Origin of the sequence: Streptomyces sp. NPDC058457 (assembly GCF_042720695.1) — a bacterium.
GTDB lineage: Bacteria > Actinomycetota > Actinomycetes > Streptomycetales > Streptomycetaceae > Streptomyces.
On record NZ_JBHXLU010000003.1, the window covers coordinates 118,234 to 144,936 of the forward strand.

At 69.4% G+C, this 26,703-nt stretch carries 27 protein-coding genes, 1 tRNA gene and 1 pseudogene; 13 read left to right on the top strand and 16 right to left on the bottom strand.

The genetic code is table 11. The features are described from left to right. The first annotated feature begins 32 nt into the window (after positions 1 to 32). The gene (locus ACFWPS_RS04100) at positions 33 to 836 is read left to right on the top strand and encodes an aldo/keto reductase (RefSeq protein ID WP_383700683.1); all 804 of its coding nucleotides are present in this window, start codon (positions 33 to 35) and stop codon (positions 834 to 836) included. Here the strand turns inward: ACFWPS_RS04100 and ACFWPS_RS04105 are convergent. Further along, positions 818 to 2,116: a lanthionine synthetase LanC family protein gene (locus ACFWPS_RS04105; RefSeq protein WP_383700685.1), complete on the bottom strand. Its 1,299-nt coding sequence runs from the start codon at positions 2,114 to 2,116 to the stop codon at positions 818 to 820. The genes ACFWPS_RS04100 and ACFWPS_RS04105 overlap by 19 nt on opposite strands. A gap of 174 nt (positions 2,117 to 2,290) precedes the next feature. On the opposite strand from ACFWPS_RS04105, the gene ACFWPS_RS04110 reads away from it, so the two are divergent. Then, on the top strand, positions 2,291 to 3,298 hold the full coding sequence (locus ACFWPS_RS04110) for an alpha/beta fold hydrolase (RefSeq protein WP_383700687.1): 1,008 nt from the start codon (positions 2,291 to 2,293) through the stop codon (positions 3,296 to 3,298). 35 nt (positions 3,299 to 3,333) lie between these two features. On the opposite strand, the gene ACFWPS_RS04115 is transcribed toward ACFWPS_RS04110, so the two are convergent. The 3 genes from ACFWPS_RS04115 to phoU all read right to left on the bottom strand — a co-directional run bounded on the left by ACFWPS_RS04115 (position 3,334) and on the right by phoU (position 4,792). Then, positions 3,334 to 3,585: an SCO4226 family nickel-binding protein gene (locus tag ACFWPS_RS04115; protein WP_383700689.1), complete on the bottom strand. Its 252-nt coding sequence runs from the start codon at positions 3,583 to 3,585 to the stop codon at positions 3,334 to 3,336. A 213-nt stretch (positions 3,586 to 3,798) separates the two neighbouring features. Continuing rightward, positions 3,799 to 3,954 (bottom strand): hypothetical protein, encoded by a 156-nt coding sequence (locus tag ACFWPS_RS04120; RefSeq protein ID WP_167391710.1) that lies wholly within the window; start codon positions 3,952 to 3,954, stop codon positions 3,799 to 3,801. A gap of 148 nt (positions 3,955 to 4,102) precedes the next feature. After that, positions 4,103 to 4,792: a phosphate signaling complex protein PhoU gene (phoU, locus tag ACFWPS_RS04125; RefSeq protein WP_383700691.1), complete on the bottom strand. Its 690-nt coding sequence runs from the start codon at positions 4,790 to 4,792 to the stop codon at positions 4,103 to 4,105. Between the two features lie 223 nt (positions 4,793 to 5,015). Between phoU and ACFWPS_RS04130 the strand changes: the two genes are divergently transcribed. Together ACFWPS_RS04130 and ACFWPS_RS04135 are read left to right on the top strand one after the other, a co-directional pair. After that, complete coding sequence (locus tag ACFWPS_RS04130; RefSeq protein ID WP_383700693.1) at positions 5,016 to 6,272, top strand: sensor histidine kinase; 1,257 nt, start codon at positions 5,016 to 5,018, stop codon at positions 6,270 to 6,272. Further along, positions 6,269 to 6,949: a response regulator transcription factor gene (locus ACFWPS_RS04135; RefSeq protein ID WP_010358452.1), complete on the top strand. Its 681-nt coding sequence runs from the start codon at positions 6,269 to 6,271 to the stop codon at positions 6,947 to 6,949. The genes ACFWPS_RS04130 and ACFWPS_RS04135 overlap by 4 nt, the downstream gene beginning before the upstream one ends. Before the next feature lie 108 nt (positions 6,950 to 7,057). Here ACFWPS_RS04135 and ACFWPS_RS04140 read toward each other — a convergent pair whose 3' ends face one another. Further along, a complete protein-coding gene (locus ACFWPS_RS04140; protein WP_383700695.1) occupies positions 7,058 to 7,723 on the bottom strand; it encodes a DUF461 domain-containing protein in 666 nt (221 codons plus the stop codon). A 649-nt stretch (positions 7,724 to 8,372) separates the two neighbouring features. Between ACFWPS_RS04140 and ACFWPS_RS04145 the strand changes: the two genes are divergently transcribed. The 6 genes from ACFWPS_RS04145 (at position 8,373) to ACFWPS_RS04170 (ending at position 14,780) form a co-directional block, all read left to right on the top strand. Further along, the gene (locus ACFWPS_RS04145; protein ID WP_003953493.1) at positions 8,373 to 8,855 is read left to right on the top strand and encodes a CarD family transcriptional regulator; all 483 of its coding nucleotides are present in this window, start codon (positions 8,373 to 8,375) and stop codon (positions 8,853 to 8,855) included. Between the two features lie 319 nt (positions 8,856 to 9,174). After that, positions 9,175 to 9,927, top strand: coding sequence for a 2-C-methyl-D-erythritol 4-phosphate cytidylyltransferase (gene ispD / locus ACFWPS_RS04150; RefSeq protein ID WP_383700697.1), 753 nt, complete (start codon positions 9,175 to 9,177; stop codon positions 9,925 to 9,927). After that, positions 9,917 to 10,408: a 2-C-methyl-D-erythritol 2,4-cyclodiphosphate synthase gene (gene ispF, locus ACFWPS_RS04155; protein ID WP_383700700.1), complete on the top strand. Its 492-nt coding sequence runs from the start codon at positions 9,917 to 9,919 to the stop codon at positions 10,406 to 10,408. Before ispD ends, ispF begins: the two co-directional genes overlap by 11 nt. Before the next feature lie 132 nt (positions 10,409 to 10,540). After that, entirely contained in the window at positions 10,541 to 11,938 is a 1,398-nt protein-coding gene (gene cysS, locus ACFWPS_RS04160; protein WP_383700702.1) for a cysteine--tRNA ligase, read from the top strand. Positions 11,939 to 12,050: 112 nt separating this feature from the next. Further along, positions 12,051 to 12,992 carry a 23S rRNA (guanosine(2251)-2'-O)-methyltransferase RlmB gene (rlmB, locus tag ACFWPS_RS04165; protein WP_383700704.1) on the top strand — a complete coding sequence of 314 codons (942 nt, stop codon included), beginning with the start codon at positions 12,051 to 12,053 and terminating at the stop codon, positions 12,990 to 12,992. Positions 12,993 to 13,109: 117 nt separating this feature from the next. Next, positions 13,110 to 14,780, top strand: a complete 1,671-nt coding sequence (locus tag ACFWPS_RS04170; protein WP_383700706.1) for a DoxX family membrane protein — start codon at positions 13,110 to 13,112, stop codon at positions 14,778 to 14,780. Positions 14,781 to 14,911: 131 nt separating this feature from the next. Here ACFWPS_RS04170 and ACFWPS_RS04175 read toward each other — a convergent pair whose 3' ends face one another. From ACFWPS_RS04175 to ACFWPS_RS04185, 3 genes are all read right to left on the bottom strand, one after another. Further along, the gene (locus ACFWPS_RS04175; protein WP_383700708.1) at positions 14,912 to 15,643 is read right to left on the bottom strand and encodes an NDP-sugar synthase; all 732 of its coding nucleotides are present in this window, start codon (positions 15,641 to 15,643) and stop codon (positions 14,912 to 14,914) included. A 95-nt stretch (positions 15,644 to 15,738) separates the two neighbouring features. Beyond that, positions 15,739 to 16,200: a hypothetical protein gene (locus tag ACFWPS_RS04180; protein ID WP_383700710.1), complete on the bottom strand. Its 462-nt coding sequence runs from the start codon at positions 16,198 to 16,200 to the stop codon at positions 15,739 to 15,741. A 249-nt stretch (positions 16,201 to 16,449) separates the two neighbouring features. Further along, positions 16,450 to 17,586 carry an ABC transporter ATP-binding protein gene (locus ACFWPS_RS04185; RefSeq protein WP_383700712.1) on the bottom strand — a complete coding sequence of 379 codons (1,137 nt, stop codon included), beginning with the start codon at positions 17,584 to 17,586 and terminating at the stop codon, positions 16,450 to 16,452. A gap of 217 nt (positions 17,587 to 17,803) precedes the next feature. On the opposite strand from ACFWPS_RS04185, the gene ACFWPS_RS04190 reads away from it, so the two are divergent. Further along, a tRNA-Thr gene (locus ACFWPS_RS04190) sits at positions 17,804 to 17,877 on the top strand. 417 nt (positions 17,878 to 18,294) lie between these two features. Further along, positions 18,295 to 18,576 carry a hypothetical protein gene (locus ACFWPS_RS04195; RefSeq protein ID WP_383700714.1) on the top strand — a complete coding sequence of 94 codons (282 nt, stop codon included), beginning with the start codon at positions 18,295 to 18,297 and terminating at the stop codon, positions 18,574 to 18,576. 36 nt (positions 18,577 to 18,612) lie between these two features. Here the strand turns inward: ACFWPS_RS04195 and ACFWPS_RS04200 are convergent, their stop codons facing one another. The 3 genes from ACFWPS_RS04200 to ACFWPS_RS04210 are packed head-to-tail and all read right to left on the bottom strand — an operon-like array spanning position 18,613 to position 20,215. Next, positions 18,613 to 19,467, bottom strand: a complete 855-nt coding sequence (locus ACFWPS_RS04200) for a helix-turn-helix domain-containing protein (RefSeq protein ID WP_383700716.1) — start codon at positions 19,465 to 19,467, stop codon at positions 18,613 to 18,615. Positions 19,468 to 19,473: 6 nt separating this feature from the next. After that, complete coding sequence (locus tag ACFWPS_RS04205) at positions 19,474 to 19,989, bottom strand: DUF6879 family protein (protein ID WP_383700719.1); 516 nt, start codon at positions 19,987 to 19,989, stop codon at positions 19,474 to 19,476. Further along, positions 19,964 to 20,215, bottom strand: a complete 252-nt coding sequence (locus ACFWPS_RS04210; RefSeq protein ID WP_383700722.1) for a hypothetical protein — start codon at positions 20,213 to 20,215, stop codon at positions 19,964 to 19,966. Before ACFWPS_RS04210 ends, ACFWPS_RS04205 begins: the two co-directional genes overlap by 26 nt. A gap of 429 nt (positions 20,216 to 20,644) precedes the next feature. On the opposite strand from ACFWPS_RS04210, the pseudogene ACFWPS_RS04215 reads away from it, so the two are divergent. Next, positions 20,645 to 21,145 (top strand): annotated as a pseudogene (locus tag ACFWPS_RS04215) (transposase); the annotation flags it as partial. Here the strand turns inward: ACFWPS_RS04215 and ACFWPS_RS04220 are convergent. From ACFWPS_RS04220 to ACFWPS_RS04240, 5 genes are all read right to left on the bottom strand, one after another. Beyond that, the gene (locus tag ACFWPS_RS04220) at positions 21,142 to 21,522 is read right to left on the bottom strand and encodes a hypothetical protein (protein ID WP_383700723.1); all 381 of its coding nucleotides are present in this window, start codon (positions 21,520 to 21,522) and stop codon (positions 21,142 to 21,144) included. The pseudogene ACFWPS_RS04215 and the gene ACFWPS_RS04220 overlap by 4 nt on opposite strands. Positions 21,523 to 21,935: 413 nt before the next feature. Further along, entirely contained in the window at positions 21,936 to 22,427 is a 492-nt protein-coding gene (locus ACFWPS_RS04225) for a GNAT family N-acetyltransferase (protein WP_383700725.1), read from the bottom strand. A 522-nt stretch (positions 22,428 to 22,949) separates the two neighbouring features. Continuing rightward, on the bottom strand, positions 22,950 to 24,341 hold the full coding sequence (locus ACFWPS_RS04230) for an anti-sigma factor antagonist (protein ID WP_383700728.1): 1,392 nt from the start codon (positions 24,339 to 24,341) through the stop codon (positions 22,950 to 22,952). A gap of 180 nt (positions 24,342 to 24,521) precedes the next feature. Beyond that, positions 24,522 to 24,866, bottom strand: coding sequence for a hypothetical protein (locus tag ACFWPS_RS04235; RefSeq protein ID WP_383700731.1), 345 nt, complete (start codon positions 24,864 to 24,866; stop codon positions 24,522 to 24,524). 157 nt (positions 24,867 to 25,023) lie between these two features. After that, positions 25,024 to 26,601 (bottom strand): PucR family transcriptional regulator, encoded by a 1,578-nt coding sequence (locus ACFWPS_RS04240; RefSeq protein WP_383700733.1) that lies wholly within the window; start codon positions 26,599 to 26,601, stop codon positions 25,024 to 25,026. Positions 26,602 to 26,703: the final 102 nt, after the last annotated feature.

The following is a 26,703-nucleotide window of genomic DNA, read 5'->3' on the forward strand; positions in this document are numbered from 1 at the left end:
AGCAAGCAAGGGAATGAGGACGGGAGCGCATCATGGCGACAGACGCGATGGCCGCGGGGGTGATCTCCCTCGCGGGGCGAACCGTGCCACGCATGGGCTTCGGAGCCATGCAGTTGCGCGGGGCGATCCGGCCCGAGGACGCGTTGGCCGTACTGAGCAGGGCCGTCGAGCTCGGTGTCCGGGTGATCGACACCGCGTGGTACTACGGCAGCGATGTCGTCAACCGGTTCATCGCCGAAGCGCTCCGCCCCTATCCGGCCGACCTCGTGCTGGCGACCAAGGCCGGCGCCCGGGCGGACCACAGCGGGAATCCGCCGCAGCCCGACTACCGCCCGGGCCAGCTGCGGGCCGGCAACGACCGCGACCGGACCGTGCTCGGTCTGGACACCGTCCCGCTCACCCACCTGAGGTGGCTCGGTGCGGACGACGCGTACGGCGGCGTGACGTTCGACGGCGCGTTCGAGACGATGCTGGCGATGCAGGCGGAGGGCCGGACCGAGCACGTCGGACTGTCCAACGTCACGCTCGACCAACTGCGCCGGGCACACGCACGCGGCCCGATCGCCAGCGTGTCGAACGTGTTCAGCCACGGCCGCCAAGGGGACGCGCCGACACTGGAGTTCTGCACGGAGAACGGCATTCCCTATCTGCCGTTCGGACCGCTCGGCTACGGCGCGGCCGACACCCCTCCGGCCGGACGCGGGCAGACGGCCGCACAGGCGCGGCTCGCGTGGCTGCTCGCCCGGTCTCCCGTCACGGTGGTGATCGCGGGCACCAGCAGCGTCAGGCACCTGGAGGAGAACATCGCGGCCGGTGCTCAGGGAAACCCGGTGTAGTGGGGGTCCGTCCCGCGGTGCAGGCGTACCAGGCGCAGGAGTTCGCGGACGATGCCCGCGTTGCCCATCGCCCAGCCGGCGCACGGTTCGAGGTCGCCGGGGGTGGCCCGGTGTTCGAAGTTGGACCAGCGGGCACCCTCGCCGTCCCGGATCGCGCGGGCGGCGAGGTCCGCGAGGAGGACGTGGGCGAAGTCGTACGGGGCCTGTTGTTCGGCGTGTTCGGCGTGTTCGGACTGTTCGGCCGTTCCGGCTCGTTCTGCTTGTTCGGCGATCCGGTCGCAGGCCAGGGCGAGGACGCCCGCGGTGCCACAGCAGCGGCCGTTGTTGTCCCAGAAGCCGGGGCGCAGCCGCCGGGGCAGGCCGGAGCGGGTCACCGTGTGCCAGCAGCGGTCGGCGAGGTCGGTCCAGGCGGGGTCGGCGGTGATGTCCCTCAGCAGCCGGAAGACCTGCGCGTCCCCGGCAGGGCCGTGGCACCAGCCGTAGCTGACGGGCTCGACGAGCTCGGGGCGGTACTGAGGGGTGGAGTGCCTCACCAGGAACCCCTGCGGCCCCGCCTCGTCGCGCGCGACGACGCCGGCGGCACCGGCCAGGGCCAGTTCGACCAGGTCGTCCCGCCCGGTCGCCGCGCCGACCCGGGCAAGCGCGAGGACGATCCCGAGCGTGCCGTGCGAAATGTGGTGCAGACGGGATTCGACACCCGCGCGGTGGGCCCAGTGGACGCCCGCCGGGGTCTCCTCCGCTGTCCGCGCATAGGGCTCCATGGCGAGGACGGCCAGTTCGGCGTCACCGCACAGAAGCGCTCCGAGGCCGATTCCCGCGTTGCCGCCCATCAGCTCGAACAGGTTGCCCCAGCGGGTGCCGTCGAAGCGTGACCGCACGACGTGCAACGCGCGGTCGGCGGCGGCACCGGCGGCCGTGTCGCCGAGTTCCTCGTGAACGGCCCGCAGGGCCAGGGCCATTCCGGTGCGGCCGAAGCAGAGGGAGTCGTCGTCGAAGTCGTCGACGCGGTCCGCGAGGCTGCGGGCCGCGCGCAGGGCGGTGTCGGCGTAGGAGTCGTCGCCGAAGTGCCGCCAAGCCTCCAGGAGCAGCGGGACGATCCCGGCCGTACCGACGTAGAACGTGGGGTCGAGCCGGTCGTCCGAGGGCCTGGCCGTCCAGGCGAGGCCGCCCCCGGGGGTCTCCCGCGCCACCCCGGTGAGCCACCGCAGCCCGTCCACCGCGAGTTCCTCGACCTCGTCCACCCCTCCCGGTGCTGCCGTCCCTCCCGGTGCTGCCGTCATGGGCCCCACTCTCGCATGGCCCCCGAGCCGGCCCAGGGCATACCGCGTTCGCGTTTGCCGAATCGGCAAACGGGCTCGGCCTCTCGGCGCGCGGCTTCGCATGATCGGTGGAGGGCCGGCACAGCGGCGGTCCTGAAGGGCGACGAGGGCAGACGCGAGCAAGGAGGAGGGCGTATGGCAGCGCAGCATCGGGTGGTCTTCGCGGCCGGAAGGCGGATCCATCTCGTCGAGGAGGGGGCCGGGCCCCTCGTGCTGCTCGTGCACGGGTTCCCCGAGTGCTGGTACTCCTGGCGGCATCAGCTGCCGGCGCTCGCCGCGGCGGGGTACCGGGCGGTCGCCGTCGACGTGCGGGGGTACGGGCGGTCCTCGAAGCCGGCCGCGGCCGAGGCCTATCGCATGGTCGAGCTCGTGGCGGACAACGCCGCCGTCGTACGGGCCCTCGGCGAGGAGTCGGCCGTGGTCGTCGGGCACGACTGGGGCGCGGCCGTCGCCGCGAACTCCGCGCTGCTGCGGCCGGAGGTGTTCCGGGCCGTGGGGTTGCTGAGTGTTCCGTACACGCCGCGTGGCGGGCCCCGCCCCAGTGACGTCTTCGCGCAGCTGAGCGGTGGGGGCGGCGGTGGGGGTGTGGGTGGGGACGAGGAGTTCTACGTCTCGTACTTCCAGGAGCCCGGGCGTGCCGAGGCCGAGATCGAGCCGGATGTGCGGGGCTGGCTCGCGGGGTTCTACGGCGCTCTGTCCGGCGACACCATGCCCGGACCCGGCGCTCCCGACCCGCACTTCGTCGGCAGCGGGGGGACCCTCAGGGACCGGTTCCCCGTCGGGCGGCTGCCCGAGTGGCTCGGTGAGCGGGACCTCGACGTGTACGCGGCCGAGTTCGAGCGCACCGGGCTGACCGGGGCGCTCAACCGGTACCGGAACATGGACCGGGACTGGGAGGACCTCGCGGCCTACGACGGCGCCCCGATCACCCAGCCGTCCCTGTTCGTCGGCGGCGGCCTGGACGCCTCCACGACCTGGCTCGCCGACGCCATCGAGGCGTACCCGGTCACCCTCCCGGGCCTGGTCTCCTGCCACGTCCTCGACGGCTGTGGGCACTGGATCCAGCAGGAACGGCCCGACGAGGTCAACCGGCTGCTCGTCGACTGGCTCGCCGGGCTGCCCGCCACCGCCACCGCCACCTGAAGGATCACCGGAGCATCACCGGCAGACGGTGACGGCTACCAGATCGACAGCGGTACCGGGTGAACCTCGTCCGCCGGATGACCGGTGCGTTCGTGGACGCGCCTGACCGCTTCGGCCGAGGGGGCCTCGGAGAGGCAGTAGACGTTGCCGGAGTCCGGGTCGGCCCAGGCCCGTTCGAAGTGGACGCCCTCGTCCTTCTCGGCCGCGAGGTCGGCCTCGTGGGCCTCCTTGAGCTGGTCGGCGGTGATGCCCTGCATCCCGTGGTGTACGTCCATGAACTGCGGCATGGCTGCCACCTCCTGTCTTCCCTCCCGCGCCGTTCCCGCGCCGTTCCCTCTGCGCCGTTCCCGCGCCGTTCCCTCTCCATGCTGCGCCCGTCCGGGCCGTCCCGCGCGCCGCCCTCACCTGTCCGACGCGCCGCCCCTCACCAGCGCGAAGGGCCCCCGACCGGAGTCGGGGGCCCTTCCTCGTACCTCAGGCGTCGTACCTGGCGCGTCGGGTCAGCCGCACTGGCAGGGGCTGCCCGACTGGCAGCCGCAGCCGCAGCCCGAGCCACAGCCGCAGGCGCCGATGACCAGAAGGTTCTTGATCTCGGCGGGCTGGTCGGTCTCGCGCTCCTGTGTCGGGTCGGGCGTGGTGCTGGGGGATTCGGCCATGGATCCCTCCTAGAGGTCCCTAGAAGCCCTAGAGGTAGGGCCTTGCCCATTCCATGCCCGTTTCTCCGGGCGCATCAACAGCGCACGGCGGCGCACGGTGGTGCCCCGCGCGCGTTGCGCACCCGGCGAGCCCCGCCCACCCGAGGGGTCACGCCCCCTCGGCGCCCGTCACCGGCTGGATGTCGGGCTGCAGCTCGTCCGCGTGCTCGCCGGTGACCAGGAAGACGACGCGCTTGGCGACGGCGACCGCGTGGTCGGCGTACCGCTCGTAGTAGCGGCCGAGCAGGGTCACGTCGACGGCGGTCTCGATGCCGTGCTTCCAGCGGTCGTCCAGCAGGTGCTGGAAGATCGTCCGGTGCAGCAGGTCCATCTCGTCGTCGTCCTGCTCCAGCTGCAGGGCCAGGTCGACGTCCTTGGTGATGATCACCTCGGCGGCCTTGGCCATCAGGCGCTGCGCGAGCTGCCCCATCTCCAGGACGGTCGCGTGCAGGTCGTGGGGGATGGCCTGGCCCGGGTAGCGGAGCCGGGCCAGCTTCGCCACGTGCTGGGCCAGGTCACCGGAGCGCTCCAGGTCGGCGGACATGCGGAGCGAGGTGACCACTATCCGCAGGTCCGTCGCCACCGGCTGCTGGCGGGCGAGCAGGGCTATCGCGCGCGCCTCCAGGTCGTGGTGGAGCTCGTCCACCTTCTGGTCGGCCTCGATGACGCTCTCGGCCAGCTTGAGGTCGGCGTCGAGGATCGCCGTCGTGGCGCGCCCGATCGCCGATCCGACCAGCCGGGCCATGTCGACCAGGCTGTCGCCGATCGAATCGAGTTCCTCGTGGTACGCGTCCCGCATCAGGGTTCCCTCTCCTACGTGTGTTCCATGGGGCTCCGGGGGCCGGGGCCCGTGGCCGAATCCAGCTGCGAACCCCACGCTTCCACGTTCCGGTCTCAACGCGACCGTTTCTGCCACCCCAAATGAACCAATACTGGCTCCAAGGTGAACTCTGGGCGACGAGTGTTCGAGCTCGCACCTCCATGGCTGTGGGGATGTCGTACCCCCTGCTTAACCTGTTTGCATGGACGTGAACGCGGCGGTCGCCGCAGCGGCAGCGATCGCCGGGGTGCTCACCGGTGTCATCGCCATGCTGGCGTTCCGCTGGAGCGAACGCGACCAGAAGCGACCGACCAGGACTTCTCTGCACACCGACCCCGTACTGCCCCCGGGCGTGGACACCGTACTGAGCGTGCTGCGCTCCTCGGCGGTCGTCCTCGACGAGGGCGACGTCGTCGTCAAGGCGAGCTCGGCGGCGTACGCCCTCGGACTCGTGCGCGGCGGCAAGCTCGCCATCGAGCCGATGCTCGGGATGGCCCGGGACACCCGGCGGGACGGCGAGATACGACAGGTCGAGCTGGACCTCCCGAGGCGGGGCACCGGACGGGGCGAGGCGCTGGCCGTCTCCGCCCGCGTGGCGCCCCTCGGCTCCCGGCTCGTCCTGCTCCTCGTGGAGGACCTCACCGAGGCCCGCCGCATCGAGGCGGTACGACGGGACTTCGTGGCGAATGTCAGCCATGAGCTGAAGACCCCGGTCGGCGCGCTCTCCCTGCTCTCCGAGGCCGTCATGGACGCCTCGGACGATCCGGAGGCCGTGCAGCGCTTCGCCGGTCGCATGCAGATCGAGGCCACCCGCCTGACCAACCTGGTCCAGGAGCTGATCGATCTGTCGAGAGTGCAGAACGACGACCCGCTGGAGGACGCCGAGCCCGTCCGGGTCGACGAGCTGGTCGCCGAGGCGATCGACCGGTGCCGGCACCAGGCCGGCACCAAACAGATCACCATGGCCGCCGGCGGCACCGCCGACCTGCACGTCTGGGGCAACCGCGGCCAGCTGGCCGCCGCCCTGGGCAACCTGGTCGAGAACGCTGTGAACTACTCCCCGGCCCGCACCCGGGTCGGGATAGCCGCCCGCCGGGTCAACGCGCCCGGCGGCGACATGATCGAGCTCGCCGTGACCGACCAGGGCATCGGCATCACCGACAAGGACAAGGACCGCATCTTCGAGCGCTTCTACCGCGTCGACCCGGCCCGCTCACGGGCCACCGGTGGCACCGGCCTCGGCCTCGCCATCGTCAAGCACGTGGTCGCCTCGCACGGCGGGGAGGTCACGGTGTGGAGCGCCGAGAACCAGGGCTCCACGTTCACCCTCAGACTGCCGGAGGCGGGCGCGGCCCGCGACCGCGCGTCGCAGCACCCCGACCCCGACCTCGACGACGAGGCCGGTACCACCGAGTCATCCCCGTACGAACCGCTTCCCGCCCCGGAGGTCCTTCCGTGACCCGAGTGCTTGTCGTCGAGGACGAGGAGTCCTTCTCCGACGCCCTGTCGTACATGCTCCGCAAGGAGGGCTTCGAGGTCGCTGTGGCGGCCACGGGCCCCGACGGCCTCGACGAGTTCGAGCGCAACGGCGCCGACCTCGTCCTTCTCGACCTGATGCTGCCCGGCCTGCCGGGCACCGAGGTCTGCCGCCAGCTGCGCGGCCGTTCCAACGTCCCCGTCATCATGGTGACGGCCAAGGACAGCGAGATCGACAAGGTCGTCGGGCTGGAAATAGGAGCCGACGACTACGTCACCAAGCCCTTCTCCTCCCGCGAGCTGGTCGCCCGCATCCGCGCGGTGCTCCGCCGCCGCGGCGAGCCGGAGGAGGTCACCCCGGCCGCCCTCGAAGCGGGCCCGGTCCGCATGGACGTCGACCGCCACGTCGTGACGGTCTCCGGCTCCAAGGTCGACCTCCCCCTCAAGGAGTTCGACCTCCTGGAGATGCTCCTGCGCAACGCGGGCCGCGTCCTCACCCGCATGCAGCTCATCGACCGCGTCTGGGGCGCCGACTACGTCGGCGACACCAAGACCCTCGACGTCCACGTCAAGCGCCTGCGCGCCAAGATCGAGCCCGACCCGGGAGCTCCGCGGTACCTGGTGACGGTGCGCGGTCTCGGGTACAAGTTCGAGCCGTAAACCGCTGAGCCGGGTTTACGGGCGTACGACCGACATACGGTGCCGGCTGTACGACGAAGGGCGGCCCCCTCGGGGGTACCGCCCTTCTCGCGTTGTCGCTGCGGCCGCTCAGCCCGCGTTCGTCGACTCCGAGGCCGAGTCGCTGGGCGTGGCGGAGGCGCTCGCGGACTCCTTGTTCTTCTTGCCCGCCTTGGCGCTCTCACTCGCCGTGGCGCCCGCGAGCGGGGTGGTGGAGGTGGACGGCGAGGCGGAGGCCGACGGCACCGCGCTCGGGCCCCAGCCGGTGAAGAAGCTCTCGGCCGGCACGACGAACGCGCGCAGGCTCACGTCACCCGTCTTGCTGAAGGTGAACGTGATCTTCTGGGCGTTGCCGTCGATGATCGCCTCACGGCTGCTGGCCAGCACCGCGGAGGCGTTGCCCGTGCCGCCCAGGATCAGCCGGCCGCCGCCCTGGATGGTCAGCGGCTGGGACTTGGTGGCGTGCAGCTCGGCGGTCTTGCCGGTGCCGGCGACGACGATCGACTGGAGCGTCTCCGGCTCGGTGCCGGTGTTGAAGATGGTCGCGGAGACCACGGCCGGTCCGGTCGAGGTGAGGTCGGGCTGGGTGATCACGGTCGCGTTCTGGACCTTGATGTCGCCGACACTCGCCGCCGCGTTGTCCGGCTTGACCTCCAGCGTCTGCGAGTTGTTGCCGGCACCGCAGGCCGAGAGCGCGGCGACGGAGAAGGCTAGGGCGGAGGCGGCGAGGGCGCCGCGTCGAAGGCTGCTGCTCACGGCGGCGGCATCTCCTTGAACGCACGGGCGGTTCTCTATAAAGCCGCCCTAAGTGTCTGTCAGCGGCCTTAGGTTACCGAGCCGTTCCCGCGCGGCCGCACCCGACCCTCCCCAAGCCCCCCGCTTCCCTCAAGGCTTCCCTCAAGCAGGGGGTACCCCGGGCTCCACAAGTGACTCTTCGGTCACTTTGCAGCAGCGCTCGTCGGGCATTCACATAACCCGCCCGCAAGACCGCGCGCAAAACTTCCGTGAAGGAATGCGCGACCGCCGGGAAAATTGATCACTCGCTGCTTCGCGTGCCCCTTCACGTGCGTCTTCACGTACCGTTCGGTCGGACTCCGTGATCAATTCCGGAAACGTCCGGGATCCGGCTCCGGCAACCGAACGGAGTAGCGGAAGTCGTACGCTTGGAAGCGGACATATGGGGACGTTCAACCGCTTGGGCGAGCGTCCGGATGTGTGTAACGTGCGCGTTTCACCTCGCCCGGAGAGCCGCTCCGACCTGCGAATACCTGGTTCCGGACGGCCTGCGAAGCACGTTCCTGTTGCTGTTGTCAAGCCCCGAGATATGCCCTGACCTGCGAAAACGCCATTCAGAACCGCCGGTTTCCGTGTTACCCTGGATAGCCACGGAAGGGGTACCTGTCACATGACGTTCAAGGTTGGCGACACCGTGGTCTATCCCCATCACGGGGCCGCGCTGATCGAGGCCATCGAAACTCGCCAGATCAAAGGCGTGGACAAGACCTACTTGGTGCTGAAGGTCGCCCAGGGTGACCTGACGGTACGTGTGCCAGCGGACAATGCGGAGTTCGTCGGCGTGCGTGATGTGGTCGGTCAGGACGGGCTGGACCGGGTCTTCGAGGTGCTGCGCGCGCCGTACGCCGAGGAGCCCACGAACTGGTCCCGTCGTTACAAGGCAAACCTGGAGAAGCTCGCCTCCGGCGATGTCATCAAGGTCGCGGAAGTCGTGCGTGACCTGTGGCGTCGTGAGCGCGAGCGTGGACTCTCCGCCGGTGAGAAGCGCATGCTCGCCAAGGCCCGCCAGATCCTGGTGAGCGAGCTCGCCCTCGCGGAGAACACGAACGAGGACAAGGCCGAGGCCCTGCTCGACGAGGTTCTCGCATCCTGACGCAGACACAGTCCAGCTCGGCACACTGAACTCCGCACACCCGAAATGCCGCGGTGCCCGATGACACAGCAACTGTCGCCGGGCGCTGCGGCATGTCTGTGCCCGGAACACGCCGGGAACGCACCCGGAACACTTCTCCTCGGGGACGCTGGTACCCGGCGACCCGGCACCCGGCCCGGTGGAAACCCCCGATACTAGGCGTGCCGGGCCCGGGCTGCTGGCTCGACCAGTGTCACGGAAGGGTCCGGTCAAGGCGTCGCGCCCGGCACTTCCCAGGCCATACCCACGCCAGGCCCGCACACAAACCTGACAGGAACCGATGTCTGACGATTCGCGTCCTTCGCGTACGGAACTGCGCACGGCAGCCGTGATTCCCGCCGCCGGCCGGGGCGTACGGCTCGGTCCGGGCGCTCCCAAGGCGCTACGCGCGCTGAACGGCACACCCATGCTCATCCACGCCGTGCGCGCCCTCGCCGCCTCCCGCGCGGTCTCCCTCGTCGTGGTCGTGGCCCCGCCCGAAGGCGCGCCCGAGGTCAAGTCCCTCCTGGACGCCCACGCGCTCCCCGACCGCACCGACTTCCTCGTCGTCCCGGGCGGCGAGTCCCGCCAGGAGTCGGTCAGGCTCGGCCTGGACGCGCTGCCCCCCGACTACGACATCGTCCTGGTCCACGACGCCGCCCGCCCCCTCGTCCCCGTCGACACGGTCGACGCGGTGATCCAGGCGGTCCGCGACGGCGCCCCGGCCGTGGTCCCCGCCCTCCCGCTCGCCGACACGGTCAAGGAGGTCGAGCCGGCCACCACCCCCGGCGACCCGGAGCCGGTGCTCGCGACCCCCGAGCGGGCCCGCCTGCGCGCCGTGCAGACCCCCCAGGGCTTCGACCGTGCGGCGCTGGTCCGCGCCCACGAGACGGTCACCGACAACGTCACCGACGACGCCAGCATGGTGGAGCAGCTCGGCGAACGGGTCGTGGTCGTCCCCGGCCACGAGGAGGCCTTCAAGGTCACCCGCCCCCTCGACCTGGTCCTCGCGGAGGCGGTCCTGGCCCGCAGGAGGCTGAACGATGGCTTCTGAGGTCGTACTGCCGCGGGTCGGCATCGGCACCGACATCCACGCCTTCGAGGAGGGCCGCGAGCTGTGGTGCGCCGGCCTGAAGTGGGAGGGCGAGGGCCCGGGCCTGGCCGGCCACTCCGACGCGGACGTCGTCGCGCACGCCGCGTGCAACGCGCTGTTCTCGGCGGCGGGCCTGGGCGATCTGGGGCAGCACTTCGGTACGGGAAGGCCGGAGTGGTCGGGCGCGTCGGGCGTGACCCTCCTGACGGAGGCCGCACGGATCGTCCGCGCCGCCGGTTTCACCATCGGGAATATCGCCGTACAGGTCGTGGGCCCGCGCCCGAAGATCGGAAAGCGGCGAGACGAGGCGGAGAAGATCCTTTCGGACGCGGCGGGCGCTCCCGTTTCGGTTTCGGGGGCCACGACGGACGGTTTGGGTTTCCCGGGCCGCGGAGAAGGCCTTATGGCGGTGGCAACGGCGTTGGTCGTCAAAGCAGCGTGACTGGATCGACCTTCTTTTAGGGGCGCGGGGCTGAACCGATTTGCGGCTCCGCCGCGGGGCGCGATCAACCCCCACGAACCCGCACATGACAACGGTCCCCGGCACTGCTGTCGGCCCACTACCCTAGGTCCCGTGACTATTCGCCTGTACGACACCAACGCCCGGCAGATCCGTGACTTCACCCCGCTCACCGCGGGTTGTGTCTCGATCTACCTCTGTGGTGCCACCGTGCAGGCGGCGCCCCACATCGGGCACGTCCGCTCCGGCCTGAACTTCGACATCATGCGCCGCTGGTTCGAATACCGCGGCTACGACGTGACGTTCATCCGCAACGTCACGGACATCGACGACAAGATCATCGCCAAGTCCGCCGACCAGGGCCGCCCCTGGTGGGCGATCGGCTACGAGAACGAGCGCGCGTTCAACGACGGCTACTCCGCGCTCGGCTGCCTCCCGCCGACGTACGAGCCCCGGGCGACCGGGCACGTACCGGAGATGATCGAGATGATGCGCGGGCTGATCGAGCGCGGGCACGCCTACGAGGCCGACGGCAACGTCTACTTCGACGTGCGCTCCTACCCGGACTACCTCCAGCTCTCCAACCAGGACCTGGACAGCCTGCGCCAGCCCAGCGGCGAGGGCGAGACCGGCAAGCGGGACCAGCGCGACTTCGCGCTGTGGAAGGCCGTCAAGCCGGGCGAGCCCAGCTGGGAGACGCCGTGGGGGCGCGGCCGGCCCGGCTGGCACCTGGAGTGCTCGGCGATGGCCCACAAGTACCTCGGCGAGGCCTTCGACATCCACGGCGGCGGCCTCGACCTGATCTTCCCGCACCACGAGAACGAGATCGCCCAGGCCAAGGCGTTCGGCGACGACTTCGCCCAGTACTGGGTGCACAACGCCTGGGTCACCATGAGCGGCGAGAAGATGTCGAAGTCCCTCGGGAACTCGGTGCTCGTCTCGGAGATGGTCAAGCACTGGCGCCCGATCGTGCTGCGCTACTACCTCGGTACCCCGCACTACCGCTCGATGATCGAGTACAGCGAGGAGTCGCTGCGCGAGGCCGAGCAGGCGTTCGCGCGGATCGACGGGTTCGTGCAGCGCGTGATGGAGCTGGCCGGGGGAGCCGTCGAGCCCTCGGCCGAGGTCCCGCCGGCGTTCGCCGAGGCGATGGACGACGACCTGGGCGTCCCGCAGGCCCTCGCGGTCGTGCACACCACCGTCCGGCAGGGCAACTCCGCCCTCGCCGCCGACGACAAGGAAGCCGCCGTCGCCCGCCTCGCCGAGGTCCGCGCCATGCTCGGTGTCCTCGGCCTGGACCCGCTGGACCCGCACTGGGCCGGCGGCGCGGAGAAGGGCGAGGACCTGCACGGGGTCGTCGACACCCTCGTACGCCTCGTCCTCGACCAGCGTGAGTCCGCCCGCGCCCGCAAGGACTGGGCGACGGCCGATGCCATCCGTGACCAGCTCAACCAGTCCGGTCTCGCGATCGAGGACAGCCCCTCGGGCCCGCGCTGGACCCTCAAGTCCTGACCACTGGTCTGTACTACTGGTCTGTTGAAGATCGACTGTGCCGCCCGGCCTCCCGGGCGGCACACTGCATAAGACGTACGTACGAAACGAAGCTCACGGAGACGGGTAACTCATGGCAGCCAACAACCGCCGCATGTCCGGCAAGAAGGGCGCGCAGGTCGGCAGTGGCGGCCAGCGGCGCCGGGGCCTGGAGGGCAAGGGGCCGACCCCGCCCGCCGAGATGCGCAAGGGGCACAAGAAGAACCGCATCGCCACCTCCAAGGCCAAGCAGACCCAGCGCCGTCCGGTGGTGCGGGGCCGGGGCGGCAAGGGCACGTCCGAGATGGTCGTCGGCCGTAACCCGGTGGTGGAAGCGCTCCGCGAGGGGGTTCCCGCCTCCACCCTCTACGTCCAGCAGTTCATCGACAACGACGAGCGGGTCCGCGAGGCCCTCCAGCTCGCGGCCGAGCGCGGCGGCATCAACCTCATGGAGGCCCCGCGGCCCGAGCTGGACCGCATGACGAACGGCCTCAACCACCAGGGCCTGGTCCTCCAGGTCCCGCCGTACGAGTACGCCCACCCCGAGGACCTGGCGAACGCCGCGTACGACGAGGGAGAGGACCCCTTCATCGTCGCCCTCGACGGCGTGACCGACCCGCGCAACCTCGGCGCGGTCGTCCGTTCGGTCTCCGCCTTCGGCGGCCACGGCGTGGTCGTCCCCGAGCGTCGCGCGGCCGGTATGACCGCCGGCGCCTGGAAGACGTCGGCCGGTACGGCCGCCCGCACCCCCGTCGCCCGCGCCACGAACCTGACCCGGGCGCTGGAGGCGTACAAGAAGGCCGGCATCGTGGTCGTCGGCCTCGCCGCGGACGGCGAGCACGAGATCGGTGACCTGGAGGCGCTGGGCGGCCCGGTCGTCATCGTCGTCGGCAGCGAGGGCAAGGGTCTGTCCCGGCTGGTCGGCGAGACCTGCGACTACCGGGTCCGGATCCCGATGCCGGGTGGTGCCGAGTCGCTCAACGCCGGTGTGGCGGCGGGGATCGTGCTGTACGAGGCGGCGCGCCGCCGCGTGTGAACAGATGTCCGCAGCCTGACCCGTGCGGGGTAATTCGGGTATCCCGGACATCTTTGACGCGGTCCGGACACATCCGGGCGGTCAAAGCAGTGTCCTAACTCCACGTCACTCGGTTAGATGAGTGTGGACACCAGAACACCCCGCACACCCACGGGGGACCGCTCGTCGGGATTCCGCTCCGGATTCGCTTCCGGGCCCGACGACGCTCCCGCGCTGAGCATGGTGAAGGTGCCGAGCGATCCGGCGCAGGTCATCGTCAACCACGCGAGCTTCCGCGTGCAGCTGGGCGTATCGACACGGCGTACCCAATCTCCCCGGGTCGCACGGCACTTGAGCGCCACCGAGGACACCGCGCGCATCCCGGCCGTCGGCACGGCGGGCAGAGCGGGGGCGGCACCCGGCCGTCGCCGCCCGGTCGTCTGGAGCGGCAAGTCCGCGCCCGACGACACCGGCGCCCACCGGCTGCTCCAGGCCGTCCGGGGCGGCAGCGTACGGCATGTCGAGGAGCCCGCGGAACCGGCCGGCGCGACCCAGGTCATCCCGCGCGTCGGCGACGGCTACGGCGCCTTCGAACAGACCGTCGAGACCCCGATGGTCGGCCACCCGCGCTCCCCGGCCTCCGGCGAGAACCGACTCATCCCGAACATGCCGGCGGTGGGCAGCGCCTACGACGAACCGTCGTACGAGGAATCGGCGTACGGCCGACCGTCCTACGCCGACGACGAGTTCGAGGACTTCGAGGAGCCGCGGTCGGCCCGGCGGCCCGGCGACGGCGACCCGGCCCGGCACGCCTACTACCCCGGCCGCCGGATGAACCTCGGGGTGGTTCTCCTGCCCCTCCGGATCTTCCTCGGCTTCATCTCCGTCTACGCCGGCATGGGCAAACTGTGCGACCCCGTCTACTTCGACGGCGGCAAGCGCGGCTCCATGGTCACCTGGCTCAACACGCTGCACCCCTGGGAGGTCGCCGAGCCGCTGCGCCAGTTCGCCCTCCAGCACCCGGTCGGCTCCGGCCTGGTGATCGCCTTCCTCCAGGTGATCGTCGGCGTGCTGACCGTCCTCGGCTGCTGGCAGCGGGTTGCCGCGGTCGTCGGCGCGCTGCTCTCCGCCGCGCTCATCGTCACCGTCAGCTGGAAGACGGTCCCCGCGTACGACGCCCCCGACATCATCTACCTCGCCGCCTGGTCCCCGCTGATCATCGCCGGCGCCCCCGTCTACTCCGTGGACGGCCGGCTCGCGGGCGGCGCCTGGCGACGCCTCGGCCCCCACTCCGACATCTGGGACCTGCGCGCCCACGTACTGCGCCGCGGCGCCCTGGTCACGGCCGTCACCATCGGCCTCACCCTCCTCGTCGGCTCGCTCCTGGGCGGCGCGGTCCGCGACTCCAGCCGTGTGGTCGTCCCCGGACCCGGCGAGGCCCCCCGCAACAACCTCCCCGGCTCCGCGCTGCCCGGCGAGTCGACCAAGCCCCGGCAGAAGACTCCGCCGGCCTCCACGGCACCCTCCGGGGGCGCCACGGCGAGCCCCTCGCAGGCGGCGACCACCCCGGGCGCCGACCGCACCACGAGCGGGGCCACCACCACGACCCCCAGCGAGACCCAGGGCACCACCGGCCAGGCCCCGCCCCAGCACACGGCGCCCGCGCCGACCACGGCCGGCCCGACCTCGGGAGGCACCGCAACCGGCGGTACGTCCTCGACGGGCGGCGGCACCGGCAGCAACACGGGAAGCACCGGCGGCGCATCCTCCTCGGGCCAGCCGGGCCTGGTAGGCGGCCTCCTCGGCTGACAGCCGCTGCACACTGACGCAGCCCCGCGCTTCAGAGGCGCGGGGCTGCGGTGTACCAGGCGTACCGAAGGGGCGCGACCAGCCCCCATCCACCCGCAGCCGACGAACCGGCCGCCACCACCCCCCTCGGCCTACCTCCCCAGCGCGGCCAACTCCTTCGCGGCCTCCGTCAGGTCCTTCGCCGTGTCGATCGCCCGCCAGTACGCACCCTGCGGAATCGGGAACCCGGCCAGCCGCCGGCTCCGGGCGAGATGGGGGAAGGTGGTCCGCTCGTGGTCCCCGCGCTCGGGAAGCATGTCGGCGAACTCAGGAGAGAAGACGTAGACACCCGCGTTGATCTCGAACGTCGACGGCGGCGACTCGATGAAGTCCGTGATGTGGCCGAAGCCGTCGGTCTGCACGGCGCCCCAGGGGATCCGCGGACGCGCCAGCGCCAGCGTCGCCACCGCATCCCGCTCCAGGTGGAAGTCGGCCATGTCGCGCAGCGAGAACCGCGTCCAGATGTCGCCGTTCGTGGCGTACCAGGGCCGGTCGGTGTGGGGAAGGTGCGCGGCCGCGTACTTGAGGCCGCCGCCCCGGCCCAGCGGCTCGCTCTCCACCACCGTGGTGACGGAGAGCGGCAGGTCGGCCGACGCCAGCCACTTCTGCAGGACCTCGGCGAGGTGGCCGCAGGAGACCACCACGTCGGTGACGCCCTCCTCGGCGAGCCAGGTCAGCTGGTGGCCGATGATCGGCGTGCCCGTACCCGGGATCTCGACCATCGGCTTGGGCCGGTCGTCGGTGTACGGACGAAGCCGTGAGCCCTGGCCACCGGCCAGGACCACGGCTTGAGTGGGGCGCAGCGCGGCGTTCGGATGGGTCATGCCCGAACTGTACGACGCGCCCTTGGGTCGGCTTCCCGCCGCGGGCGGCCCCTTAAGGAGCCGTTACCCACTTCCCAACCGGCGTTAGGCCTGCCCTAGCTGTGCGCGGCCAGCACGCCGGACGCGAAGGACGTGTCGCAGACCGGGCGGGCGTACGACTGGGCGCGCGAGGCGCCGTAGATCCGCACCGCGGCCCGGCCCAGCGCGCGGGCGATGGACGTGCAGTGCTGCGCCAGCGACGGGTGGCCGTTGACCGCCTGCTGGAGGTGGGTGAGGACCTGGCCCGGGTTCTTGTCCTGGAGCTCGGTCATCAGCTGGTCGCGCAGGACGTCCTGCGGGGCCTGGGCGACGGCCTTGGAGGAGACGTGCGCGTCGGACACGTCGGTCGCGGTGAGCACCGAGCTCCGCGGGGATCCGGTCCAGTTGACGCGGGTGACCGCGAGGGTCCCGGAGAGCACCAGGACGACGGGCAGGACAAGGGCGAGGGTGCGGCCGATCCGGCGGGCAGGGCCGCCCCGGTGGCCGCGTCGCGTCTGAGAGATGGTGGAGTGCTTCACGCGTGTGAGGGTAGCGTGCGGTAATGATTTGGCGACATTTAGTCACCGGTTCGGGGGATGGAGAAGTGCCGTGTTTCGGGTACGGGGTTGACGTACACGGCTCGAAAACCACCCGCTTGCCGGGGTAAATCGGGGCAACGGAAAGGGCCCCGCAGCAGGCTGCGGGGCCCTTTCCGTCAACCTGGGTGAATTCACCCTGGTCAGAGGTTTGTTTCCGTGACGCGCGCCCGGCGGGTGCCGGTCCCTGGGTCAGTCGGAGAGACGCTCGCCCGTGGAGGTCGAGAACACGTGGGTCTCGCCCGGCCGCGGCACGACGTGCAGCGTGGCGCCCTTCTCCGGGACCGCGCGGCCGCTGACGCGGACGACCAGGTCCTTGAGCTCGTCGCCGACCTTGGCGCTGCCGTAGACGTAGCCGTCGGCGCCGAGCTCCTCGACGACGTTCACGGAGACCGCGAGACCGGCCGGGGCGTCCTCGGAGTCCTTGGACAGGGAGGCGGCGGCCTCGCCGTTGTGCTCGACGATGTCGAAGTGCTCGGGGCGGACGCCCACGGTGACCGTGCGGTCGCCCTTGTCGGCGGCGGCCTGGATCGCCTCGCGGTTCACCGGAACCACGCTGTTGCCGAACTTCACGCCGCCGTCGGTGATCGGGACCTCGACCAGGTTCATGGCGGGGGAGCCGATGAAGCCGGCGACGAAGAGGTTGGCCGGACGGTCGTACATGTTGCGCGGGGAGTCGACCTGCTGGAGCAGACCGTCCTTGAGGACCGCCACGCGGTCGCCCATCGTCATGGCCTCGACCTGGTCGTGGGTGACGTAGACGGTGGTGATGCCGAGGCGGCGCTGCAGCGACGCGATCTGCGTACGGGTCGAGACACGGAGCTTGGCGTCCAGGTTGGACAGCGGCTCGTCCATGAGGAAGACCTGCGGCTCACGCACGATGGCGCGGCCCATCGCGACACGCTGGCGCTGACCACCGGAGAGCGCCTTCGGCTTGCGGTCCAGGTACTCGGTGAGGTCGAGGATCTTCGCGGCCTCCTCGACCTTCTGCCGGATCTCCGCCTTGTTGACGCCGGCGATCTTGAGCGCGAAGCCCATGTTGTCGGCGACCGACATGTGCGGGTAGAGCGCGTAGTTCTGGAACACCATGGCGATGTCCCGGTCCTTCGGCGGCAGGTGCGTGACGTCGCGGTCGCCGATGCGGATGGCGCCGCCGTTGACGTCCTCCAGGCCCGCGAGCATCCGGAGCGAGGTGGACTTGCCGCAACCCGACGGGCCGACCAGGACGAGGAACTCGCCGTCCTCGATCGCGATGTCGAGGCCGTCGACGGCGGGCTTGGTGGAACCCGGGTAGATCCGGGTCGCCTTGTCGAACGTGACAGTGGCCATGGCTCAGAGGCCCCCTTCTACCGGCAGGAACGTGCCGGACGATCCGTTGTAGGAAGGTGGTTGGTGTAGTCCACGAGGGTGAACTGGCTCAGGACGGTACCTGGCGTTCACCCCGTATGTCAGTACCTGGAGCCCTGTGAACTTCGCGGAAATTTTCGACGGGCCCCGCCCACGACGTGGGTACACTGCACGAGGCACACACCCGGGGTGTGTGCATGCCTCCTTAGCTCAGCTGGTCAGAGCGCCGCTCTTGTAAAGCGAAGGTCGTCGGTTCGAATCCGACAGGGGGCTCATCTACTGCCCAGCTCAGACAGCCCTCGGGGCGATCGGAAGATCACTCCGGGGGTTTCTGCGTGAGCGGTGCGTGAGCGCCTGTGTTTTTCCGGGCCCTCGGGACCACCGCAGCCTGCTCGGTGCCGCCGCGCTCGCCATGATGTCCCGCTACCGGAAGCTGTGACAGCTGCCCGGGTTGCCGACCCGCTGAGCGTTCACGCCCGCATCGAGACGCTAGTCACAGAAAAGCGACAGATATACGCGCGGAGACTCGCACCGAGTGACAGATTGCGACCAGTGGCGACCTTGGGCGGCCGCGAATCGAAGGTTTGGTGCCGACGACGGGCACCTGGTGCCAACCTGCGAGTTCCGTAAGGGGATCATCACTTCGTGGTGGAGGCGTAGCAGAACAAGCTCTACCTCCACGTCGTCGGCATGACCGCCATTGAGATCAAGCACGCGCGCACCCTTCAGACCTGGCCAGGTATCGAGGAGGGCAAGCCGGAGCCGAGCGTGAAGAGCGCGGTCCGTGCGGTCCGTAAGGTTGCCAAGAACTACCTGACCGGGCCGGAACTGCGGAAGCCGGACCGGCTCGTCGGCCGGCTCTGTCTCCGGGCCGAGGACATCGCCGAGGACGGACTCCACCTGTCGCTGTCTCAGTGGCGGAACCTGGTGGAGGTGGAAATCGTGATGGCGAACCGCCAGATCGCCGCCTGACGGAACACCCGCGGCCCCGCTTTCGTGCGTCCAGGGTCAGCCCAGGGCGTCGATGGCCCTGAGGACCAAGGCGCGCGCCTCAGCGCCGTACACAGCCAGCTCTGCGAGCCGGGCGAACGCGCGCAGGTAGATGTTCAGTTCGCCCGGCGCGGTGACGGTCACCTTCGCGGCGAGCAGTTCCACGTGGATCCGCTGGTCGTCGAACACCGTGAACTGCTCCAGCGGCCACATGACACCGTCCCGGGCGGCCTCGGCCGGGATGATGCCGAGCGACATGGACGGCAGAGACATCGCGGCGAGCAGGTTGCCGAGCTGACCGGCCATGACCTCCCGGTCGCCGATCCGATGGTTGAGGACGTTCTCCTCGATGAGCGTCGCAAACCGGTGGTCGCCCTCGTAGATGACGCGGCCGCGCCGCATCCGCACCTCGACCGCCTCGCTCACATCGTCGGGCGTGCCGCGGAAGTCCGCGATCGTGCGCATGAGCGCCGTCGCATAGCCGGGGGTCTGCAGGTAGCCGGGTACGACGTGGGAGGCGTACACGCGGAACAGGCGGGTGCTCTCGTACAGCTTGGCCGAGGTCTCCGCCAGCTGCTTCATGCCCGTCCGCTGGACCCGCTTCCACTGCAGGTACATCGAGTCGGCCTGCCGGTTGGCCGCGACCAGATCGTCCGCCTGGTCGTCCGCGCGGCAAGCCGTGCACCAGGCGCGAATGTCGGCGTCCGACGGGGCGGTTACCGCGTTCTCGATCCTCGACGACTTGGCGACGGACCAGCCAGCGAGCCGGGCGAGTTCCTTGCCGGTGATGCCCGCGTCCAGGCGGAGCTCCCGCAGCCGGGCCGCGAGAGCTCCGCGCGCTTCCTGCACGCTGGACGTGGGGAACGTGGACATGGACGGCTACTTGACCTCGTACTGGTCGTGCGGAATGGCCCGCTGCCACACCTGCTCGAACGCCGCAGCGTGCTGGCCGACGATGGCGGCATCGTCGCAGAGTTCCTTGCTGATCCATTCGCCGTCGCCGGAGAAATGGTGGACGCGCATCAGCCGCCCGTCGAAGATCCACAGGTCTGTGCCCGGCAACAGCAGATCCCACGCCTGGTGGCGAGGGAGCCAGCGCACGACCTCGCCGGCCTCCACGTTGGCGCGGGTCTGGAAGTACTCCCAGGCGATGTAGTCGGTGACCGGCTCGGACACGATGCGGGCGCGCCGCACGGTTACACCGCGGGCGACGGCGTCCGCGACCGTCTGGTGGTACGGGCGCCACCAAGAGGCCCGGTCGTCCCAGTCGACGCGCTCTCCGTCCGTCCAGGCATGGAAGCGGGGGTTGGCGAAGTAGACGTCCCGCATCTCAAGGTGGACGGCCGACTTGGTGGCGCCGGCAAGGAGTTCAGCGAACTCCGGGATCGAGCTCATCGCACGCCTTCCTGGTGATCGGGATCATTCGCTTCGGGATCCTGATGACGGTCTCGCCGGGCGGGATCGGCGCCCTCGCCGGAGGCAGGTTGTCGCACGTCGCAGTGGTCTCAGCGTCGGCCTGGTAGTTCTGGATCAGCAGGTCTTCGGCCTGCGTGTCCACCCAGACTGCTGGGCATCCGTCCTCATCTGTCTCGGGGTCGATCCCGACGAAGCGAATCTCCATGATGGCTGGCCTCCCGCGCTAGTCGGTTGCAGCGATTTACACCACCGCCGCACCCACCAGCCCTCATGGTCAGGAGCGCATGTTGGCCACGACCTGCCGTCACAACCAGCCTGTAATTCAGTGCAACTTTGTAGCCGGAGCAGGGCGCGGCTTCCTAGCGTCGGGAGATACGACGAAACCCCGGCGAGGCGGCGGAGCCTCCCGGGGCATGGCCAACGCTGCTGAGGAGCGCCGACATGAGGCAAGCTACAGTCCACCCGCTCACGGCCGAAGAGCAGGATCAGGCCCCGCTGGATATCGCCACCATGCGATCCACCGCGGCGGCGGACCTGGGTGCCTGGCTCTGCTTTGAGGACGAGGCAGGCCAGGGCCTGAGGCCGCCCAAGGGCCAGCCGCACCTGGGGCCGCCGAGGCCACACACCCAGCGCGCGGGTCACCGCCGCGGGCACCAAACGGGTCTCCATGGCGGCGCTGATCTGCACGAAGGCCGGCCGCAGGCCACGGCTCATCTACCGCATCCACCTGGACCGCGGCCCCGCCAAAGGCCGGCGCAAGGGCTTCACCGAGATCGATTACGCCCGCTTGCTCGATGCCGCACACCAGCAGCTCGGCGGTCCCATTGTCTTGGTCTGGGACAATTTGAACACGCACGTCAGCCGCATGATGCGACGGCTGATCGCCGCCCGGCTATGGCTGACCGTCTACCAGCTGCCGCCGTACGCTCCGGAGTTCAACCCGGTCGAGGGCGTGTGATCGCACCTGAAGAGATCGCTGGCCAACCTCACCAAACACAGCCTCGACCAGCTCACCGCACTGGTGAAGACGCGGCTGAAACGGATGCAGTACCGACCCCGCCTCATCGAGGGACTCATCGCCAGAACCGGACTCGACCTCCAACCACCGCAGCCTCAGCCGTTAAAGATCTTCTAGAGGGAGCCAGGGGGCAGCAGGTGTGGGGCGCGGGTGCCGAGGATGCCGAAGACCTCATCCTTCGCCAGGCTGCGCAGTTCCGCCAGGAAGGCGGGGTCCACGTGGCCCTCCCTGGCCCAGATTCCGGCGAGGGACTCGGCGCAGTGCTGGGCCAAGTCGCTGCGGAAGTCCCCCGCCCGGATGGCCCGGATCAGGGCCGCCTCGACAAACGGACCGGAGAGGAACTCCAGAGCCGACGCCGCGTCGTCTTGATCGTCCTCGCGCGCCGTGGGGTCTTCGATGAGGCGTACGAGCAGAACCGCGCGCTCTTCGTCCGGGATCGACGGATCGCTCCACATCGGGCCCGGCGACGAGACCGCCGCCGCATCCTCATTCACGATGCGGGGCCGCTCCTTCCCGAACAGCCTCGCCAGCCAAGTCCTCATCTACGACAGATCCTCGATCCCGTCCACGATGCCGATACCGACCACGCCACCGACGACACCTCCCAAGATCCCGCCGACCGGCCCGCCGCCGCGCGGGTCCGACAGTCCGGAGGTCTGCCCCGAACCCGAACCCGAACCCGTAACCCGCGCCCGCGAGGCCGCCCGCCGTGCTGACACCGTCGTGGAGGCCGCCTGGATCCGCTCGGTGCGGCCACCACATCGTAGACGTGCAAGGCGACGGTCGCAGCGATCAGCAGCCTGCCGCCGATCTTGGCGGTCGACTTTCCCGGAGCGATGGCTCCGCGCGGCATCCACAGCCCCTCCAAGGGGACGTGCTCCTTCGTAATCCCAGCCGTTAAAAATCTCTAGCCGAGCTGGGGCAGCGGAAGGATGAAATAGCAGCCCCTGTCATCGTCGTCCCGGACGGTTGGGTGAACGGCGAAGCCGAGCCGCAGTTTGAGCTGGTGGTTCTCGACGTTCTCGCCCGAGCTGTGCGACCTGACCTGGTGGCAGCCCTTCCTGCCGGCCGCCGCAATGACCGCTCGTTGCAAGGCGGTCCCCACACCCCGCCGACGCCACCGCTCGGGTACGCCGAAGGCGAGGATTTTCGCTTCGTGTACCGCTTGCCCCTGGACGGTGATGGGCGGGCAGCCGGTGTCAGGGCCTATGGGCTGCACGACGTAGCGGCAGAAGCCCATCAGCAGTGTGTCCGGTGAGTATGCGGCGAGCAGGTGGGAACTCAGGTGGAATCCGGCGGTGAACCGCACCCAGTCGCTCTGGCCAAGGTCATCGATCAGTGCCCACACCGGGTCGTCCTCCCGGCGGCCGTCCAAGACTTCCCTGACCTCGATTTCCATCCCTGGGACGGTAACGACAGCCCTTCATGGGCGCCACCGGTTTTCCATGGCCGTCTATGTCGCCCACCACTCTCGCGGTCAGACCCACACCGCGACCAACGCGGATGACCTGGCCCGGCTCCGCGAACAGGCAAGCGACGACGTGGATCGGCGCTGTGACGCATCGGGTAGGCCAGGCTGGTATTGCATCCGCTTCAGGCAGGTGCCAACCCACCCCCCGAAGGGTCGAAAGGGACATTAATCCACGTACCGCCCTCTCAAAGCCCGGTTCAGGGCGCACTTGACAGAGGAAGCGTGCCAGCGCCATACCCGTGACCCCCTGTAGTCGGCGCTCAGTGCTGTCACAGACCAAAGTTGGGGTTCCCGAACCCCGCCCCGCCCGGGGCCTCTCTTTGTGCTCGTTGTGGTGCGCGAGGGAGTGCGGGACAATGGAAGAGGCCCAGTTCAGGCAGCGAACGTGCACTTCACCAACCAGTGGAGCGGGACCGACCAGGGATCCGCTGCGGTGGGACGTCGTCCGGCTCACGCCTCGGTCGTGGACTTCTCTTCAGTGGACTGCGGTGAGTGGAGCTCGCCCGGAGGGCCAGAATTACGGGTGCGTGCTGGGGCAGTTGCCGCGCCATTCAGAGGTGCGTTCAAAATTCGCTCGCCTCTTTCGGCGGCTATGGCTTCATCGAATGCCGCGCGGATTCGTGCTCCACATTTATGGAATCCCAATATGTCGGCCATTTCGCGTTGCATTTCCTGATGTGACCTGCCCTTGCCGTCACCGTCGATCCATCGCACCAGAATTTGAAGGTCTTCCTTGGTGTATGCGTCGATAGGGGGGCGTCTTCCTCTGTGCCTACGCTTGCTTATGCCTGTGATGCCGAATTCGAGATACTCGGGGAGTATTGGTCGAGAGCAGGCGTCTTGCAGCGATGGATATATCGAGAAGATTATTTCGAGGCCGGTAATGCGGAATATTCTTTCTATGTGTTCGTTATTTTCGATGACCAGGCGGAGCGGAATGCCCGCAGAGTGGAACCGCTTCAATGCTCCTGCTAGTACCCCCAGGCCTGTGGAGTCCAGAGTGTCTGCCTCCGAGAGGTCGATCATGATTGCCGCTGGTGCACTTTGCGCCGACTCGATAATCTTGGATCTCAGTAGCGGTGCGGTGTATACGTCGATATCACCGATTGTCTCAATGATGAGCCAACCGCTGTCGCGGCGCGTGGTCACGGAAAGCCCCAGGTCGGGGTGCGGCTTTTTGTGCGGGCGTGCCGAGTCTTCGTGTTGCGGAGACGGCGGAGTGTCCGTGGGGGCAGTGGCTCTGCTCGAATACTGTGGATGGGACCTGTTGGGGGCCAGTGCCAGTCCTTCGGCGGATGTCCCGGTTCCCGAGGATTCTGGTACGGGCTGACCATCCGCCCTTGCGGTTCTCACGATCTCACGGAAAACGGCACCGAAACTGAGCAGCGACCTTTCGCCGGGAATGCCGTTTCGCACCGCGTGAAGCAGCAGCTCTGTGAATACAGTGTTTCTGTGACCCTCTCCTGACCTGGCCACCTTGTTGCCGGAGGTGGAGGTGATCGTGTACGTCCCGCTCACGGGTATTTGCTGAAGTGCGGTGTCCTCTTCGGTTCCCGGAGACAGAGTTCGATCGATTGCCCGCCCGGAAAAGCAGCAGTCGAGGATGATTACTCGGTTCTTTGCCGGGCTCGCTAGGAAAGTGTCACGGACGAAATCAAACGGTACGGCACTTGATGGGATGTTGTCATAGTCTGTGCTGGCGAGTGAGAGGTACAGATCGTGTCGTCGAGTCGCAATAAGTCCGTGCCCGCTGTAGTAAAAGAGAAGGAGATCCTCAGCTGTTTGCGCAGCCCTGTTCAGCTCTTCCCCCACGTGCTTCAGGTCTGCAGGGTCGAGGATCACGGTGCAATGCTCGTGTGGAATTATGCCGTAATCTTTGTCGGTCACCGCAGTGGTGAGATCAAATACGTTGAATTTAACCGGCCATTGATTTGTCAGCCTGTCATCGCGGAATCGGCTCGCTCCTACCAGAATGACTCTGGACAGAGCAGGATCTGGAAGCCTCATGGTACTGCCTCTGGGCTATTGATCATCCGTGGCGTGCAGGAATCGCTCAATATCTTGCGGCCGGTCGGCTTCTACTTCTACTACTCTCCCGCTGCTTTCTCTTATGGTTAGTCGCACGCGGGATCTGTTGCGGAGGGAAAGCCAGGTCTGAATTGACTGCAGGAGTACAGGCAAGATCCCTGAGCCGCCGATGGCTATCTCCAAGGCTTCGGGGAGTGTTCCCAGTTCCCCATCGCCGATTGCGCGTTTCTCCAGGCCCACTCTCCCCTGCAACTCTGGTTCACGGCGCAACCAGTCAGCTATCTCTTCGAGCTCTCTGACGCCACCATCGGTCCGCACGTGCACATCCCATGTGGCCATGGCCCACCTCGTTGCATCGCTACGTCCATCCTCCGTCGGGCGCGCGTGCAAGGCATCCGGAAGGCGAATTGCGAGCGCCGGTGATGTGGGCAACGGTCTCAGTTGTGGTCTCAAACGCCGCTGATGCTCCACGGATACATCCACGGCGGGCCGCCGGTCAGGGCGAATGCCATTGCAGGGCGAACCACAGCTCCATGCGGACGCCGGGGTCCTGCAGGTCCACGTCGAGGAGTTCGGCGAGGCGGGCCAGGCGGTGGCGCACGGTGTTGCGGTGCACCCGCAGGGCCGCCGCGGTGCGGTCCCAGCTGCCGTGCAGGGACAGCCAGGTCCGCAGGGTGTCGAGGAGGACCTCGGCGCCAGGTGCGCCGGCCCGGTCCAGGGGCGCGAAGCGGGTGCGGGCGAGGGCATGGGCTTCGGCGGGGGAGACGAGCGCCTGCAGGGTCAGCGGGTCGGCGGTGTGGACGACGACGGGGGTGCCGGCGGCCACGGCGCGCCGTAGGGAACCTTCGGCCTGGGCGTCGGCGCGCGGCAGGTCGGGCGCGGCCACGGGTGCGCTGTAACCGAGGACCCAGCCCAGCTCGGCCGCCTGGGCGGGCACGCTCGGCCTGGCGTCGGGGGCGCAGGGGAGCAGTGCCTTGAGGCCGGTGCTGTCCATGTGCACGTAGGGGGTGCCCAACAGGGCGGACAGAGCGGCCAGTCGGGCTGGGGCTACTTCGACGGACGAGCCGTCGGGCAGGTGCCGGCCGTGCACCACCGTCCAGTGGTCGTGGCCCGTCCCGGCCGGCGTGAGCGCGGGCGCGACCTCGGCGGGCGTGGCCCCGAGCATGAGCCGTACCAGTGCGCCGACGCTGTGGGTGTCGGTGCTCAGGGCGTGCCGTGGGCTGGTGAGCAGGGCCAGCAGGACCGCCGCGGTGCCGGTCACCTGGCGGTGTACGGCGGTCGGGGGTGTGGTGGCGGCCTGGCCCAGGGCGAGTGTCGTGGTGGTCGTGCGGTCCACACCGGCGGGCAGGGTGTGGACGGTCAGGTGGACGCCCTGGTCGTGTGCCGCGGCGGCTTTGGGGCCACCGTCCTGCCGCAGGGTGCGTACGGCGAGGTCGCGCAGCAGGTGCGGGGACGCGGGGCGGGGGCCCGCCGCGAAGAGCTCGGTGCCCTGGGTGTCGTACAGGACCGACCAGGCCCCGGTGCGGGCGGCCAGCTGGCCGAGGACGGCACGCAGGGCGTCCGGGCGGGCGGCGGCCGAGGCCAGCGCCGACTGGGCCCGGGATACCTCCCGCAGCTCGCGGTTGCGGGCCTCGGCGATCGCCGCGTACGTGGCCTGTCCGACGGCGACGAACGGGGTGGCGGGCGGGAGGCGGAGGAGCGGGAGGCCGTGCCGGTCGCAGGCGCTGGCCAGTTCCGGCGGCACCTCGGGGTGCACGGGGGCCACGCCGAAGCCGAGGGCGGCCACGCCGGCGGCGACGACCCGGCGGACGTAGGTGTCGATGCCGTCCGGGTCGCCGGGGAGCCGGACCCCGGCGGTCAGCAGCAGTTCGCCGCCGACCAGGTACGGCGTGGGGTCCTCGATCTCCGTGGTGCCGACCGTGCTGACCGTGCGGTCCCCGGCCGGCGGCCCGGCGACCTGGGTGAGGCCGAGCCCCGGGGCGGCGAGCAGCACGGCGAGGCGCACGGACGGCTGCTCGGCGTTCGCGTCGCCGTCGGCGCCCGGGCCGGAGCCCGCGGTGGCGGATTCACCCAACGGGCATCTCCATATTGGACAGAAGCGGCACTTCAACCCCAGTACACCCCGTGGCTACGGTCATGTCACTCCCCCCACCCGACCCCGCTCTCCCCCGTCCCC